General features: G+C 61.6%; 13 protein-coding genes. All 13 read right to left on the bottom strand.

Annotation, left to right across the window (positions count from 1 at the left end; all coding sequences use genetic code 11):
- Positions 1 to 12: 12 nt before the first annotated feature.
- The 13 genes from J3P90_RS02455 to waaF all read right to left on the bottom strand — a co-directional run bounded on the left by J3P90_RS02455 (position 13) and on the right by waaF (position 14,289).
- Entirely contained in the window at positions 13 to 777 is a 765-nt protein-coding gene (locus J3P90_RS02455) for a glycosyltransferase family 2 protein (RefSeq protein WP_420766154.1), read from the bottom strand.
- A 56-nt stretch (positions 778 to 833) separates the two neighbouring features.
- Positions 834 to 1,790, bottom strand: a complete 957-nt coding sequence (locus J3P90_RS02450) for a glycosyltransferase family protein (protein WP_434561000.1) — start codon at positions 1,788 to 1,790, stop codon at positions 834 to 836.
- Positions 1,791 to 1,853: 63 nt separating this feature from the next.
- Positions 1,854 to 3,257 (bottom strand): PIG-L deacetylase family protein, encoded by a 1,404-nt coding sequence (locus J3P90_RS02445; RefSeq protein ID WP_434649141.1) that lies wholly within the window; start codon positions 3,255 to 3,257, stop codon positions 1,854 to 1,856.
- An 8-nt stretch (positions 3,258 to 3,265) separates the two neighbouring features.
- A complete protein-coding gene (locus J3P90_RS02440; RefSeq protein ID WP_420766151.1) occupies positions 3,266 to 4,162 on the bottom strand; it encodes an antimicrobial resistance protein Mig-14 in 897 nt (298 codons plus the stop codon).
- Positions 4,162 to 5,292 carry a glycosyltransferase gene (locus J3P90_RS02435; protein WP_434649143.1) on the bottom strand — a complete coding sequence of 377 codons (1,131 nt, stop codon included), beginning with the start codon at positions 5,290 to 5,292 and terminating at the stop codon, positions 4,162 to 4,164. Before J3P90_RS02435 ends, J3P90_RS02440 begins: the two co-directional genes overlap by 1 nt.
- The gene (locus J3P90_RS02430) at positions 5,276 to 7,033 is read right to left on the bottom strand and encodes a carbamoyltransferase family protein (protein ID WP_420766149.1); all 1,758 of its coding nucleotides are present in this window, start codon (positions 7,031 to 7,033) and stop codon (positions 5,276 to 5,278) included. The genes J3P90_RS02435 and J3P90_RS02430 overlap by 17 nt, the downstream gene beginning before the upstream one ends.
- Before the next feature lie 291 nt (positions 7,034 to 7,324).
- Entirely contained in the window at positions 7,325 to 8,785 is a 1,461-nt protein-coding gene (locus J3P90_RS02425) for a lipopolysaccharide kinase InaA family protein (protein WP_434608137.1), read from the bottom strand.
- The gene (locus J3P90_RS02420) at positions 8,785 to 9,537 is read right to left on the bottom strand and encodes a lipopolysaccharide kinase InaA family protein (RefSeq protein ID WP_420766147.1); all 753 of its coding nucleotides are present in this window, start codon (positions 9,535 to 9,537) and stop codon (positions 8,785 to 8,787) included. The genes J3P90_RS02425 and J3P90_RS02420 overlap by 1 nt, the downstream gene beginning before the upstream one ends.
- On the bottom strand, positions 9,534 to 10,268 hold the full coding sequence (locus J3P90_RS02415; RefSeq protein WP_434561006.1) for a lipopolysaccharide kinase InaA family protein: 735 nt from the start codon (positions 10,266 to 10,268) through the stop codon (positions 9,534 to 9,536). The genes J3P90_RS02420 and J3P90_RS02415 overlap by 4 nt, the downstream gene beginning before the upstream one ends.
- Complete coding sequence (gene rfaP, locus J3P90_RS02410; RefSeq protein WP_434675780.1) at positions 10,268 to 11,074, bottom strand: lipopolysaccharide core heptose(I) kinase RfaP; 807 nt, start codon at positions 11,072 to 11,074, stop codon at positions 10,268 to 10,270. Before rfaP ends, J3P90_RS02415 begins: the two co-directional genes overlap by 1 nt.
- Entirely contained in the window at positions 11,074 to 12,195 is a 1,122-nt protein-coding gene (locus J3P90_RS02405; protein WP_434675779.1) for a glycosyltransferase family 4 protein, read from the bottom strand. Before J3P90_RS02405 ends, rfaP begins: the two co-directional genes overlap by 1 nt.
- The gene (waaC, locus tag J3P90_RS02400; RefSeq protein WP_420766143.1) at positions 12,195 to 13,253 is read right to left on the bottom strand and encodes a lipopolysaccharide heptosyltransferase I; all 1,059 of its coding nucleotides are present in this window, start codon (positions 13,251 to 13,253) and stop codon (positions 12,195 to 12,197) included. Before waaC ends, J3P90_RS02405 begins: the two co-directional genes overlap by 1 nt.
- Position 13,254: 1 nt before the next feature.
- Positions 13,255 to 14,289 (bottom strand): lipopolysaccharide heptosyltransferase II, encoded by a 1,035-nt coding sequence (gene waaF, locus J3P90_RS02395; protein ID WP_434675778.1) that lies wholly within the window; start codon positions 14,287 to 14,289, stop codon positions 13,255 to 13,257.
- Positions 14,290 to 15,274: the final 985 nt, after the last annotated feature.

Here is a 15,274-nt window from a genome sequence, read left to right as displayed (position 1 = left end):
GCTTCGAGAAACTCAATAATTGATAAGCCAGCCAACACAGACTCCGAGCAAAAGGATCAGAAAGAGCTTGATTTGCTCACGGCGCCTGCGACGCGCCTTGCGCTGGCGTTCGACAGGGACTTCGACATGGACACCGAATCCGGTGTGTAAAACAGCATCCCCTTCAAGGGTGACCGCGGTCAAGTTCAGTTGAGCGTAACGAAGCGACAGGGCCTTTTCGCCACCAAAACCGGCAAACGGGGCGCACAACTGGTATTCCTTCAAACGGCGCAGGCCAGGGTTGAGGGAAAAACTCTGCCATTCAGGCTTGTCGGATATCAGTGGATAGCACGGCACGCCGCCGATCAGCTGACGCTCGCCCAAGCGAATGTAGGGACTGTGGACACACAGGTCGTAGACATAATTGCGCAGCCATACCTGGAGAATCTCGGGCCGCAGTTGCAGGACCGTCAGAGAGTCCTCCACGAACCCCGGGCGGTAGAACTCCCAGTCATCCTCGCAGTGGAAGATATACGCTGTCTTGACGTGTCCGTAGGCCAGATCGATCGACGCCAGCTGCCCCAGCTTCGGCCGATTGATGAAAACCGTGCAGTGCGCCTTCCAATGGGCAGGAAGGACCTCATGCACCCCATCGTCGCCCGCATCTTCGGTAATGAACACTTCGCGGATAGGCGCAGTATTGAAACGGTCGAAACTCTCGAGCGTCCGCTTGAGCAGGTCGAGCCGGCCGCAACTGGTGACCACCAGGGTGATGTCACTATCGTCGGAAAACTGCACTGAAATACCATTTAGTCAAATGCCACCCAGGTCGTTGGATGGCATCGCGGTTTTTGTTAAATGCCCAGTTTCTGGCGCAAGGACTCTAGCAGACTCAACGGTTCGCGCGGTCGCAGCGGAGGTTCCAGCGCTTCCACGATTTTTTGTCCGATACGCGCGAAGCTGAACTGCTCCAATGCCAGCCTGTGGCCGTTGCGGGCGATACTTTGCGCCAGTTCGGGCTCCGCGCGCAGCCGGGAAAGTTTTTCCTGAAGTTGCGGGATGTCCCGATACAACACCACGTTATGCATGTCCTGCAACCCCAGCGCCCGCGCTTCCTCGGCGCCTTGATCATAGGCCAGCAGCACACAACCGCAGGCCATCGCCTCGAAATTCTTGATCATGTACTCGCCCATGCCCACATCGGCACTGACGAAGAAGCGGATCCGATTGAGAGTTTCGCAATACTCTTCGCCGGACTTGGTACGGGTGACGACCAGCGGCTCGACGCGCGCCAGCTCGTCCAGCAATGCCTTGCGCCCGCTATAGGCGACGCTGTTGGTACTGCCGACAAACGCCAGCTCGATGTCCCGCTCGCGCTGCTGGTCTTGCAACAGCGATTGATCATAGCCCTTGGGTACGAAAACCGCATCGAACCCTTCGGCACGCAAGCGTTCGGTCACCATGAACCCGGAGCTGATGACCCGCACCCACGGCAGGCGTCGGTAATGAGCGCTGAACTTGCCGGTGTATTTGCACGGGATGTAGTTCTGGTAGGCATCATGCTCCAGGATCACCAGGTTGGGGATCGTGCGGATGAACCCCGCCTGGCGGATTTCCTGCTTGAAGCGCAGGAAAAATACAATCCGGTCGTAGCGGGAGACGTCCACGTGTCTCCGGAAATAGCCTCGCAGGTTGCGTTGCTCCTGGCTGTCGAGCCAGCGCAGGTCGCACTCGCAATGGGCGGCGACACCTTCATAGAGCCGATCCAGGATGGCCCGTTGTTCTTTCTGCACCAGAAACAGAACTTTCATCGTCTTCCTTGCGGCACCGAACGACTTGATAGATAACCGGAGGCCTTGTAGCCCCCTGGGCCCTTAAAGCCGCCAGAACAGTTCATGACGGCGTACAGCCTTGCGAAAGAATTCATTCTCGCCATAGGGCGACTCCCGGCGCCCGGCCAACAGACGCTGGATACCACGACGCAACCGACGCTTGAACGGAGCAGGCGGCTGCAGGTCATGCATCATGCCCAGCGCCATGGCCTTGTCACGTTGCCCGGCCAGGGTCAGGCCCAGGCTGAACGGATGCATCGGCCGGGCCGGGTCGAAATGGGGCGGCAACGCGACGCCCATGCCGGTATCACCCATGGGCCAACGATCGTTGTCGTGCAGGTGGTTGGCGTATCCCAGCAGCACGGAGGGCTGCCACTCCAGTCCTTCCAGCGCCTGCAAGACAGCCTGGTGGGCACAAAGATGATCGGGATGCGGATCGAGCGTCGGGTGAGGCAGCACAATCACTTCGGGGCGCGCCTTGAGCAGCACTTCACGCAAGTCCGCCAGCAGGTTGTTCCAGGTCGGCGCACCGTCTGCATCGCCGGGCAAGGCAAACGGGTTCAGTTGGCGAAACAGCCGGGTATCGCTCAGATCCGCCTCGCGGGAGCCCTGGGGTTGGCCGGGCGCGGCTTGCATCGCCGCCAGTTGCAGGCAGAAATACCCCAGTTGCACGCAGTGTTCCTGCGGCACACCGGCCCAACGCGGCACGGCGAGGCTGTCCCAGGCGCGCAATCGCCCCTTGAGCCGCGCAGCTTCGGCACGTCCCAGGCCCATGCGCTGGTAATGTTGTGCTTCGATTTCCCCGGCCGTCAGGGTGACGATCCAGGCCTCTTCGGCCTGGCTGTAGAGTCCGTAAGCGGCCAGTTCCGCATCGTCGGCGTGGGGCGCGATAACCATCAGCCGTGGACGCTGTAGCTCCATCGGCGCAAACGACCACAGCATCGGCTCGCCCGACAAGCGACAAAAGCGTCCGCGCAAGCGCAATTCACCCCGGGACAGCACCGCGCCCTGCTCACTGAGGTTGAGGTAGCGCAGGCCGTTGACTCCACGCTCGAATGTTTGTCGGTCCGCCGCTTCACCGCCCGACAACTCGACGCTCGGATCGAAGAAACGCCCCAGCCAGGTGCTTTTGATCCGCAAGGCCAGGACCAGAGTCGCGCCGTCATCGAGAATCACACCTTCATCCAGGCGCAGTCGCCCGGCATTGAGGTGAACCTTCGGTTGCTGCGTGAAGGGGGGAAAATCGTACTGGTAGTCATCCTTGGGCGAATAGAACAGATGATCGGCGAACCACGCCTCGTGGGCTACCCAGCCCAACAGCGCCAGTACCAGCGGCAGCCACCAGGCTACCCAAACGCCTATCAGCCCCAATACGACAAGGGCGCACAACAGCCCCACGCGCTTGTTGCGACGATGGCGCTTGAGCAGTTGTTGTTTTCGATTCATCGGCGGGTTCATACGCTGAATACCGGCACGGGGTTGCACCAGCGATCCTTGTATTCGCGATCCGCCCGGCCAAAGGAAAACCGCAACGGCTTGCCAGCGGCCCGGGCGTGCTCCCAGGCGCCTTGCGTATTGAGGAAGCTCAAGACGCTGCCCGGGCTGAATTCGCGAGTCTGCGGGTCGACGCCGCCATTGATGTATTCGACGCTGATCCATTCAGGCGCTTCGACGCGATAGACCAGTTGGATGGCGATGGGCGCATCGTTGAGAAAAATCACCGAGCCGATCAGCAGCTCGCGCAGCAGCTCGACCACCTCGCCCATGCGCTCGGCACCGGTGGCGGGAAAACCCCAGCGACGCTGGAACAGATCACAGTAGATCGACGCCAACTCGGTACTGGAGAACTCGCCGACCGGCCGCACCTGCCCGCCGGCTTCCTCCAGAAGACGCAATTCACGGCGCTGGTTGTAGCGGAACTTCTTGGACAGTTCTTCCGGCAGGCGAGCCATGGCCAGCTGCTCTTTCTGCAGTTTCAAACCGCTGAAGCGACCTTCATTGAGCGCCGACAGATACCGTCCTCGATGACGCAACGGTGCCTGGGTGTCGGGCGCGGCCGGCAGGATCAACTCGGCATTGCCCAGGTCGAACAGGCCTTTTTTTCCGCTGCGCTTGAGCACGTCCTTCGACAGCGCCAGATCGCGGCCCCAGGTCGGAATTGCCGCCTTCAGCTCGCCGCCCTGCTCGAATGCCAGGTAACGCACGGGAATCCCAGCCAGGGCGGCCAGGCGCTCCACGACCAGGGGGTGTGTCGCCACACTGCCGCCAAAACGTTGCCACGCCTGGGCGTAGCTCGAGGCATCCGTGGTGGTCCAGCCGCGCTCTCGCCAGCCTTGGAATCGGTTGAGCATCAGTTCCTCGGCGCCAGTTCAGTCACTTGGGGCAAGCGCCAGAATGCCTCGCGTACGGCGCGATCGGAAAAACGTTCGCGCAAGCGCTCCAGCATCAACTCGGCGCATTGGCGCCGCTGCAATTCGTCCATCGCAGCCAGGTGTTGCAGCCCTTGGGCCATGTGCTCGGCGTCACCGAGCGGGAACAGGATGCCGACGCCCTCGACGACCTCCTTTGCGCCACCGCAGGCCGTGGCCAGCAACGGCACGCCGGCAGCCATGGCTTCGAGCAGCACCATGCCGAACGGCTCGTGATCAGAGCTCAGCGCAAACGCGTCGAAGGCACGGAAATAACGACGGGCCTCTGGCACCTGGCCGAGAAACAGCACGCGGTCGGCAATGCCCAACTCTCGCGCCAGAGCCTTGAGGTCCTGTTCCAGGCGCCCCTTGCCCAGAATCGCCAGTTGGCTGTGGCTTGGCAGGTACGCCAGCGCAGCGCCAAAACCGCGAAGCAGGGTGGCCTGGTCCTTGTCCGGATGCAGGCGTCCGACGTTGCCGACAATCCAGGCGTTCGCTTCCAGCCCAAGGGTTTGTCGCGCCTGCTCCCGGGAAACCTGGCTGGCCTGCAAGGCCTCCAGATCGATACGGTTGTAGAGGGTCTGGATCCTGCCGACCGGCCATTTTGGCAGGCAGCGACGCATGTCGTCGCGCACGGCGTCGGACACCCCGAGCAAGCTCAGGCGCTTGCGAAAAACCTGGGCGAACAACCGGCGGGTACGCCGTTGATAATCGCCAAAGGCATGGTGCACGCCGATCACCGGCAACCCGGTGCCGAGCAGGGCGATGTAGATCGGCTTGAACCGGTGGGCGATGCATAAACTGAAATTGCGCGAGGCGGCGATCTTGCGCAGATCGCCGATGGCACCCAGCTTCAGGCCGCGAATGGCACTGGAGCTGTACTCCATGAACAACACCTCGTCCGAGGCACAGGCAGCGGCAACCTCGGCGTCCGCCGAGCCGGTGAGAAACACCGTGGTCACACGATAACCGGTTCCGGCGAACAGACTGGCGTACTGACGGGCGCAGTCCAGGAACGGCCCGTCATAACCGTGGCAGAACTGCAGCACATGTCGCTCAGCCGAGCGTGTCATAAGCGTCCACGCCGTCCTTGACCACCAGGATGTCCTCCATGATCAGGTATTGCAGGTCGGAACCATAGAACATGTTCAGCGCGTCGGTGGGCGAGCAGATCATGGGTTCGCCGCGACGGTTGAGTGAGGTATTCAGCGACACGCCATTGCCGGTCAGGACTTCCAGGGCTTTCATCATGTCGTAGTAACGCGGGTTGTATTCACGCTTGAGCACTTGGGCCCGGGAGGTGCCGTCTTCATGGACCACTTCCGGCACGCGGGTTTTCCATTCCTCAGCCACTTCGAACGTGAAGGTCATGAACGGTGCCGGGTGGTCGACCTTGATCATCTGCGGCGCAACGGTGTCGAGCATCGACGGGCAGAAAGGCCTCCAGCGTTCGCGGAACTTGATCTGTTCGTTGATGCGGTCGGCCACGCCGCTGGCGCTTGGGCAACCGATGATCGAACGACCGCCCAAGGCCCGCGGGCCAAACTCCATGCGGCCCTGGAACCAGGCAACCGGGTTGCCGTCGACCATGATCTTGGCGATGCGCTCAGGGGTGTTGTCGATCTTGCGCCACGCCGGCTTGCTCGGGTGACGGGCGCAGGCGGCGATCACATCTTCGTTGCTATAGGCTGGGCCGAGGTAGACGTGTTCCATCTTCTCCACCGGCACGCCACGGGCGTGGGACACATAAGCCGCCGCGCCCACCGCCGTACCGGCGTCGCCGGAAGCCGGTTGCACGAACAGCTCCTTGACGTCATCGCGGGCGATGATTTTCTGGTTCAGTTTGACGTTCAATGCGCAGCCGCCGGCGAACGCCAGCTTGCCGGTTTCCTTGAGCACGTCGCCCAGGTAGTGATCGATCATTTGCAGCGCAAGCTTCTCGAACAGCGCTTGCATGCTGGCCGCGTAGTGAATGTACGGCTCGTCGGCGATGTCGCCTTCGCGTTTCGGACCGAGCCACTCGATCAGCTTTGGCGAGAAGTAGAAACCCTTGCCTTTCTCTTTATAGCGGCGCAGGCCGATCACGTTGGCGTAATCGGTATTGATCACCAATTGGCCATTTTCGAACGAGGCCAGGCGCGAGAAATCATATTTGCTGGCGTCGCCGTAGGGCGCCATGCCCATGACCTTGAATTCGCCATCAAGCATCTCGAAGCCGAGGAACTCGGTGATCGCGCCGTACAGGCCACCCAGGGAGTCCGGGTCGTAGAATTCCTTGATCTTGTGGATCTTGCCGTTTTCGCCATAGCCGAAGAAGGTCGTGGCGTATTCGCCCTTGCCGTCGATGCCGAGGATGGCGGTTTTTTCCTGGAAGCCCGAGCAGTGATAGGCACTGGAGGCATGGGCCAGGTGGTGCTCGACCGGCTCGATCTTGATTTTTTTCGGGTCGAAACCCAGTTGTTCCAGGCACCAGACGATCTTGCGGCGATAACGTTTGTAGCGACGATTGCCCATCAGAATCGCATCGAGGGCACGGTCCGGGGCGTACCAGTAGCGCTTGGCGTAGTGCCAGCGCGCCTCGCCGAACAGGCTGATCGGGGCAAAGGGTATCGCCACCACGTCAACGTCGGACGGCTTGATGCCGGCTTGCTCCAGGCAGAACTTCGCCGACTCGTAGGGCATGCGGTTCTTTGCATGTTTATCGCGTACGAAGCGCTCTTCCTCGGCCGCCGCGATCAGCTTGCCGTCGATGTACAGCGCTGCGGAAGGATCATGGCTAAGGGCGCCGGACAGGCCAAGAATCGTCAATGCCACAGGGGTCTAGCCTCTTATGTCTGCATACGGGCGACAAGCGCCGCGAAAAAATGATGTGCCACGCATCAAGGGTACGGGGCAGCTAAAGGGCGGGATTATAGCTTAAAAGCGATCTTAAGCCTCTAGCGGAGTCGTAGGGTTTACACGGTCCGTGGCGAGGGAGCTTGCTCCCGCTCGGCGGCGCAGCCGTCACAGGAACTGCAAATCGTTTTTTCCTGGTACTGCGCGTTGAATGGCGTCGGGGCTGCTGCGCAGCCCAGCGGGAGCAAGCTCCCTCGCCACGGTGAGCGGTTACACGATAGCCGACGTGTTATCGACTGCCTTCGGCAACCGCTGATCGATCACCCGATACAGCGCACTTCCCTCAGGCCAATTACGCATGAACCGTGCGCGATCCCGGGCGTAGGCTTGGGCGAAGCTGGCCTGGGTCCGGTGTTGGCACATGGAATCAAGGTCGATCAATGCCCAGCGGTCGTCTTGCCAGAACAGGTTGTGTCCTTTGAAGTCACCGTGGCTGATGCGCTCGCGGATCAGGTCGGCGAACAAGCGATCCAGCGCCAACAGCTCGGACTCAGGGGCTTCGCCGCTTTCCACATGCGGGGCGAAGCGTTCGATGATGTCCGGGCCAGACAGGTGTTCAGTGACCAGATAGGCGCCACGACGCAACCACAGGAAACGCTTTTCCAGCAACGCCAGTGGCTTGGGCGTGGCGATGCCGAGGAAGGCCAGCCGATGGCCTTCGCGCCAGGAATGCCAGGCTCGGCTCGGGCGCCAGAAGCGCTTGAGCCAGTGGGCGAAGCCCTTGATGTTGTAGCGTTTGATTACCAGGGTGCGACCGTTCGATTCGACCTTACCGACACTGGCGGCACCACCGGTCTTGTACAAGTGACCCTGGTCAAGCAACGCATCGGCATGCTCCAGCACCGGGACCATGGCCGTTTCTTCATCGCGACGAATAGCCCGCAGGCCGAACGGCCCGCGCTGCACGCTGAACAAGCTGCATTCGCGCCCGACCTTTTCAAGGAAGTCTTTCAGCCGCCAGGCGTGGACCTTGTCGATCTGTTTTTGCAGCGCTTCCATCGGCAGGGCGTGTTCGGCGTTACTCAACAGGTAATGCACCAGCAACTCTTCATTGAACGGCTCGATGGATTTTGGAAGCTGGGCGAAAAACACCCCCAGGTTTTCCAAGACCTTTTGCCGCGACAATGGCTGGCCGGGGGTTTCGGCGCGAATGCCGGCCCCATCGATGAGATAGAGCTTGTCGCCATGGCGCAGCAGATTGTCCAGGTGCAGATCTTCTTGCCACAGGCCCTTGCCGTGCAGCTGCGCAATAGCGCCCAGCGCCTCGGCCAGCACCGCCGTTTGTTCGTCCGCCAACATGGGGAGATGTTCGACCTGCTTCCAGGCATCGCCAAGACTCTCAGCGCCTTCCAGCAGCTCGAACAGCAGCCAGCCACCCTCGCCTTCTTTCAAGCCATCGGCCAGCAGCAATGGGGTCGTCAGCCCCTGTTCCGCGAGGAGGCGAACACCTTGCAGCTCTCGTTGGAAATGCCGCGGCGCCTTGCTGCCCACCAGTAACTTGGCCAGCACGGGCCGGCCGCGCCAGATACCGGCGCCGACGTAACGCTGCCCAGGCAGCACCCGCAACAGTGACAACAGTTGCAATTGCGCCGGGCCAGCGGCATCCGCCAGCTCCAGGCTCAGGGGCAGGCTCGGGCTGCGGCCAGCGCCTTTCAATTCCGACAAATGCATCAGCGGGTCTCCTTATGAGTGCGTCGAGCGCTCAGGCGGGCCAACCATCGATCGACCAGCGCACCGTCAAGCGGTTGGTCCAGATAGGTAGACAGCAGCTGACGCACATCCTCTTCACTCCAGGCCCGGGCCCGGCGCAGCAACGGCTCCAGGTCCTTGACCCGGTCACGCTGCCCGAACAGCAGCGGACGGGTCTTTTCCAGGTCGATCAACTGTGCCTGGTGACCGCCGGCAGTGGCCTGCAGAAAAATATGCTTGGGATAGAAACAGCCATGCACCTGATGCATGTCGTGCAGTCGCCGCGCCAGGTGACCACAGGCCTGAACGATGGTGGTGCGTTGCACGGTCGTCAGGGACGGCCAGCGCTCCAGGAGCGAATCCAGGTCATCCCAGCCGTCCAAGGCGCGGGTCAACAGAATCGCCCGAACCTCGCCGTCCACTTTCCGCCGCCCGTAGAAGACCGCCTGCAACGCTGGGATACCCAACTGGCGATACCGGCTGATGTTGCGAAACTCCCGGGAAAAACTGGGTTCGCCAAAAGGGTGCGATAGCGTCCGGGTCAGGTAATTGCTCTGGCGCTTGAGGTAATAACCCTGCCCCTCGAGCTCCAGCCGGAACACACTGCTCCAGCCATCGCCAGCCGTATTGGGCTCGTCCACTGCGTCCAGCTTGCGCAACCAGAGGGCTTCGAAGCTGTCCAGGCCATGGCGCTCCAGCAAGGCCCGGTCTTCGGCGGCCAGGAAATCGGTCATTCACGCCCCTCGAAAAATCTCACCACGTGGCGAATACGTTTCTTGTCGCACGCATCGAGCCGGTCGCGCTGGCGATATTGCAGGTAAAAACGCAGGCGCTGGGTGGCCGACAAATGATATTTGGCGACTTTGTCCAGGCATGCCAGGTCTTTGGTGATCCGGTACTTGAGCCAGAAGCCGCGCCAGAAGTCACCGTTCGGGCAGTCGATCAGGAACAGACGCGCCCGGTCGTCGATCAGCAGGTTGCGCCATTTCAAGTCGTTATGGGTGAAACGGTGATCGTGCATGGTCCGGGTATAACCGGCGAGCTGCCGGCTCACGCCATCGACCCAGGCGCGATCGTCGAGCCGCGAATCGTGCCGCTCGGCCAGGGCTGAAAGGTCTTCGGTGCGCGGCAATTCGCGGGTGATCATCGCGCCGCGATCATAGGCCGCACCCCGTCGTTCCAGCCCCCAGGCGACAATTTCCGCTGTGGGAATTCCCCACTTGGCGAAACGCTTGAGGTTCTGCCATTCCGACTTGACCCGTGGCTTGCCCAGATAACGACGCAAGCCCTTGCCGGCGCCGGTATAGCGCTTGACATAATAATTCACGCCGTTGCGCTGTACGCGGATCACCTCTGACAGTGGATCGCGGGTCAGGCGCTCGCCCTGGAGGGCGAACACCGCGTCGAGGCTGCCGAAATCCTGTGCCAGCTCAGCGTAGGCGGGTTCCAAATTCCAACCCGACATCAGAGCGCATCCCCGTACCGCTGTTTGCGCTCATACAGTTTCTTGGCCTTGCCTTCGAGCCAGGCCAGCAACGCAGCCTCTTGCGCCAGGATCTGGCGCAGCGGCTGCTGGAAATAGCCCTTGAGAAAACGCAGCTTGTCGCGGCGGGTCAAGCCAATGTCCAGCGCGGAGAAATACAGCGCCGCCAAGTCTTTGTTACGCCAGCGCGTGGTGATAGCCGGACGGGTCTGGGCGCGGTGCAGGTCGATCACCGAGAGTTTGAAATCCTCGGGCGTCACCGGTTTGTCGGTGTGCAGCAGGAAGTGGCAGATGTAGCAGTCGCGATGGTTGACCCCAGCGCGGTGCATCATGCCGGTCATGCGCGCCACTTCGGCGATCAGTGCTCGCTTTAGCCGGGGCTGCGGAGGCTGCTTGACCCAGTCGAGGCTGAAGTCTTCAAGGCTTATGGTAGGCGCCAGCTCCTCGGTAACAATAAAGGAATGCTGGTCCGCCGGGTTGTTGCCCTTCTCACCATAGGCAACGGCGGTCATGGTTGGCACGCCGACTTCCTGCAGCCGTTGGATGGCCTTCCATTCCTGGCCCGCGCCCAGCACCGGCAGCTTGGCGGTGAGCAGGTTCTTGAAAATCTCGCCCCAGCCGATGCCACGATGGATCTTCACGAAAAAACCGCGACCCTCTACCTCCGTGCGCAGGGTGCGCCGGGCTTCGAGCTCACGGTAGACCTCGCCCTGGAGCGCTTCGACTTCGACGAACGCATCGCGCCCGGCCCAAAGCCTCTTGAACGGTTCGGCCAGCATCAATTTCATTAAGCGTGCTCCGCCAATATCACATCGGCCGCGTGCTGCGGCATGCTGTAGAGGTCGGCCGTCTCGGCGAAGGCCAGACCATTGCGGCTCCAGGCCGCCCTCGCTTGCGGATCACTAAGCATCCGGCCCAGATATTCGGTCAACTGCGCCTGTTCGAACGGCTCATCCAGCACCAGGCCGCTGTCGGCCTCGGCGATGTAGTGAGCGTACCCGCACACCGCGCTGACCAGCACCGGCAACCCGGCCACCAGCGCTTCGAGCAGTACCGTGCCGGTGTTTTCGTTGTAGGCCGGATGGATCAATAGATCGGCACCGAGCAGGAAACGCGGGATGTCGCTGCGACCCTTGAGGAACCGCACGTTATCGCCCAGACCCAGCGCAGCGCTCTGCATTTGGAATACCTTGGGGTCGTCCTGGCCGATTACAAACAGCCGAGTGCGTTTTTTCAATTGCGTGGGCAGCGCGGCCAGGGCCTTGAGGCTGCGGTCGACGCCCTTGGTCTTGAACCCGGAGCCGATCTGCACCAACAACAAATCGTCGTCGGCCAGCTCGAATTCGGCTCGGAACGCCGCCCGGATCTCATCGGCATCGGCGGGCCGACGACGGTCGTGGGCAATGCCCGGCGGCAGCAGGTGAAAGCGCTCCAGCGGCGTGTCGTAGTGCTTGATGAACAGCGGCTGCTGGACTTCGGAAATCATCAGGACTTCGGTCTTGGCGTCCTTGGCGAACACGGCCCGCTCGTACTCGGCGAAATGCCGGTAGCGCCCCCAGCGTCGGTACAGCGAATTGCGCAGGTTCTGCGCCTTGTCTTCGAAGCAGCCGTCGGCGGCGTAGTACACGTCCAGGCCGGGCATTTTGTTGAAGCCGATCAACCGGTCCACCGGGCGCTTGGCCAGGTCGGCCTCCATCCACGCGCTGAGTTTCTCGTTGCGGCGGTGATTGAACAGCGCCTTGACCGGCGCCACCAGCACTTCGAAGCCGGGCGGGACGTCACCTTCCCAAATCAGCGTGTAGACGCGGATCTGGTGACCGCGTCGCTGACACTCCAAGGCGATGCGCATGAAGTCACGCTGCAGGCCGCCGAAGGGGAAATATTTGTAAAGGACAAAAGCCAATTGCATCAGCGCGGCTCCTCAGCCAATAACGTGCTCAGGTGGCTGGCAACACGCTCGGGATTCAGACGCGTGAAGCACAGGGGCTGCTCGCGTTTCAGGTCGAACCGCCGGGCATCTTCGGCGGTCGGTGGGTAAGTGCATTGTTTCTGCATGCACGGCGCGCAAGGAAAATCGCTGGCGAGATGAATCTGGCCCTTGCCATAGGCGCCGGTCAGCACGGGATTGGTCGGACCGAGCAGCGAGATGGTCGGCACATCCAGAGCGGCGGCCAGATGCCCGAGGCCCGTATCCACGGCCACGCAGGCCTGGGCACCGGCGAGCACCTTGCCCATGCCGCCCAGGTTCAATTTCGGCAGCACCAAGGCATTGCGCAGCCCGTTGGCGATGCGCTCGGCCCTGGCCTTCTCGGCCGGGTTGCCCCACGGCAGTTTCACCACCACGCCGAATTGCCCCATGCGCTCGGTGAGCTGACGCCAGTAGAGCTCAGGCCAATGTTTGGATTCCCACGTCGTGCCATGCAGGAACACCACGTAGGGGTATGGGCGCGGCAATTCAACCAGTCGGTCGATGTCCAGGCCATAGCTGCCCTGGGTTTGCGGCAAGTCATAGCCCAGCGCCAAGGCGAACAGTTGACGTACACGCTCCACCGCATGCTGACCACGAGCGACCGCCAGGCGACGCGAATAGAAGCGCGCCGCGAGCGGTTCACGCGCCGAATCCTTATCCAGCCCAGCCACCGGTGCCTTGACGTAGCGGGTCAGCCAGGCACTTTTCAGCAGGCCTTGGGCATCGATCACCAAATCATATTTTTCGGCGCGAATGCTCTGCTTGAAGCGTCGCCATTCACCGCTTTTGAGGGTTTGCCAGAGGTTCTTGCGCCAGCGCCGGATCGCCACCGGGATGACCTTGCCCACGGCCGGATGCCAGGTAGGGATTTCGGCGAAACCCTCTTCCACCACCCAGTCGAATGTGATGCCAGGAATTGCCCGCGTCGCATCGGTCAGCGCTGGCAACGTGTGGACCACATCCCCCAGCGAAGAGGTCTTGATCAACAATACCCGCAAGTTACCGGACCTCCACGGGAGTGCCCTGCAAACGCTCCAGGGCCTCGTTCACCGCCGGCGGCATGAGCTGGCGCAGGCAGTTGTAATGGCCGAAGCGGCAGGTACGGTCGAAGCATGGACTGCACTCGATGCCCAGGCGCACGACTTCGACCTGATCGGCCAACGGCGGAGTAAAACCCGGCGAAGTCGAGCCGTAGACCGCCACCAACGGACGGTTCAGCGCGGCCGCGACGTGCATCAAGCCGGAGTCATTGGACACCACCGAATCGGCGCAGGATAACAGGTCAATCGCCTCGGCCAGGGATGTGTCGCCGCTGAGGTTGACCGACTCTTCCCGCAGGCCCGGAATCAGCCGCGAACGGATGTCTTCGCCCACCGAGTGATCGTTTTTCGAACCGAACAGCCAGACTTGCCAGCCTTCACGGATCTTCGACTCGGCAACCTGGGCGTAATGCTCCGCCGGCCAGCGCTTGGACTCACCGAACTCGGCGCCCGGGCACAGGGCCAATACCGGGCGATCCAGGGTCAGACCGAACTTGGCCAGGGCCGTTTCGCGCGTTACCGGATCGATTTGCAGGCTCGGCCGCGGATACGGCTTGGGCAATTCGGCCCCCGGCTCGTAGGCCAGGGCCATGAAGCGCTCGATCATCAATGGATAACGATCTTTGTCCAGCGTGCGCACGTCATTGAGCAAGCCATAGCGAAACTCGCCGCGCCAGCCTGTGCGCTTGGGAATGCCGGCAAAGAACGGCACCAGCGCCGATTTCAGCGAATTGGGCAACAGGATCGCCTGGTCGTAGTGGCCGACCAGGGATTTGCCGATGCGCCGGCGAGTCGCCAGCTCCAGCACGCCATGGCCGAGCGGAAAGCTCAAGGCCTTGCGCACCTCGGGCATGCGCTCAAGGATCGGACGACTCCATTCAGGGGCCAGAACGTCGATTTCGCACTGCGGGTGACGCAGCTTCAGACACTGGAACAGTGTCTGGGCCATCACCATGTCACCGACCCAACTGGGCCCAACGATCAGAATATTCATGTGCTTTCCAAAAACGATACGGGGAGGCCTACGCCTCCCCGCCTCGAGAATCACTGTGGCTTAGGTCGTTGCCTGTGGCCTTAATCTACAACACACCGCCAATCAACTGTGGGAGCGAGCTTGCTCGCGATGGGGCCAGCACATCCAACATCGATGTCGCCTGACCCACCGCTATCGCGAGCAGGCTCGCTCCCACAGGGGTTCCGCATAAGTATCCAATACCGTGCAGCGCCGCCAATCAACTGTGGGAGCGAGCTTGCTCGCGATGGGGCCAGCACATCCAACATCGATGTCGCCTGACCTACCGCTATCGCGAGCAAGCTCGCTCCCACAAGGGCTCCGCATAAATATCCAATACCGTGCGGCACCGCCAATCAACTGTGGGAGCGAGCTTGCTCACGATGGGGCCAGCACATCCAACGTCGATGTTGTCTGACCTACCGCTATCGCGAGCAAGCTCGCTCCCACAGGGGTTGCGCATAAGTATCCATACCGTGCAGCACCGCCAATCAACTGTGGGAGCGAGCCCGCTCGCGATGGGGCCACCACATCCAACGTCGATGTCGCCTGACACACCGCTATCGCGAGCAAGCTCGCTCCCACAGGGGTTGCGCACAAGTATCCAATACCGTGCGGCACCGCCAATCAACTGTGGGAGCGAGCTTGCTCGCGATGGGGCCAGCACATCCAACATCGATGTCGCCTGACACACCGCTATCGCGAGCAAGCTCGCTCCCACAGGGGTTGCGCACAAGTATCCAATACCGTGCGGCACCGCCAATCAACTGTGGGAGCGAGCTTGCTCGCGATGGGGCCAGCACATCCAACATCGATGTCGCCTGACCTACCGCTATCGCGAGCAAGCTCGCTCCCACAGGGGTTGCGCACAAGTATCCAATACCGTGCGGCACCGCCAATCAACTGTGGGAGCGAGCTTGCTCGCGATGGGGCCAGCACATCCAACATCGATGTCGCCTGACCTACC

Source organism: Pseudomonas sp. D3-10 (assembly GCF_051132175.1).
Classification (GTDB): domain Bacteria; phylum Pseudomonadota; class Gammaproteobacteria; order Pseudomonadales; family Pseudomonadaceae; genus Aquipseudomonas.
This window is presented reverse-complemented; position numbering and strand designations above follow the sequence as displayed.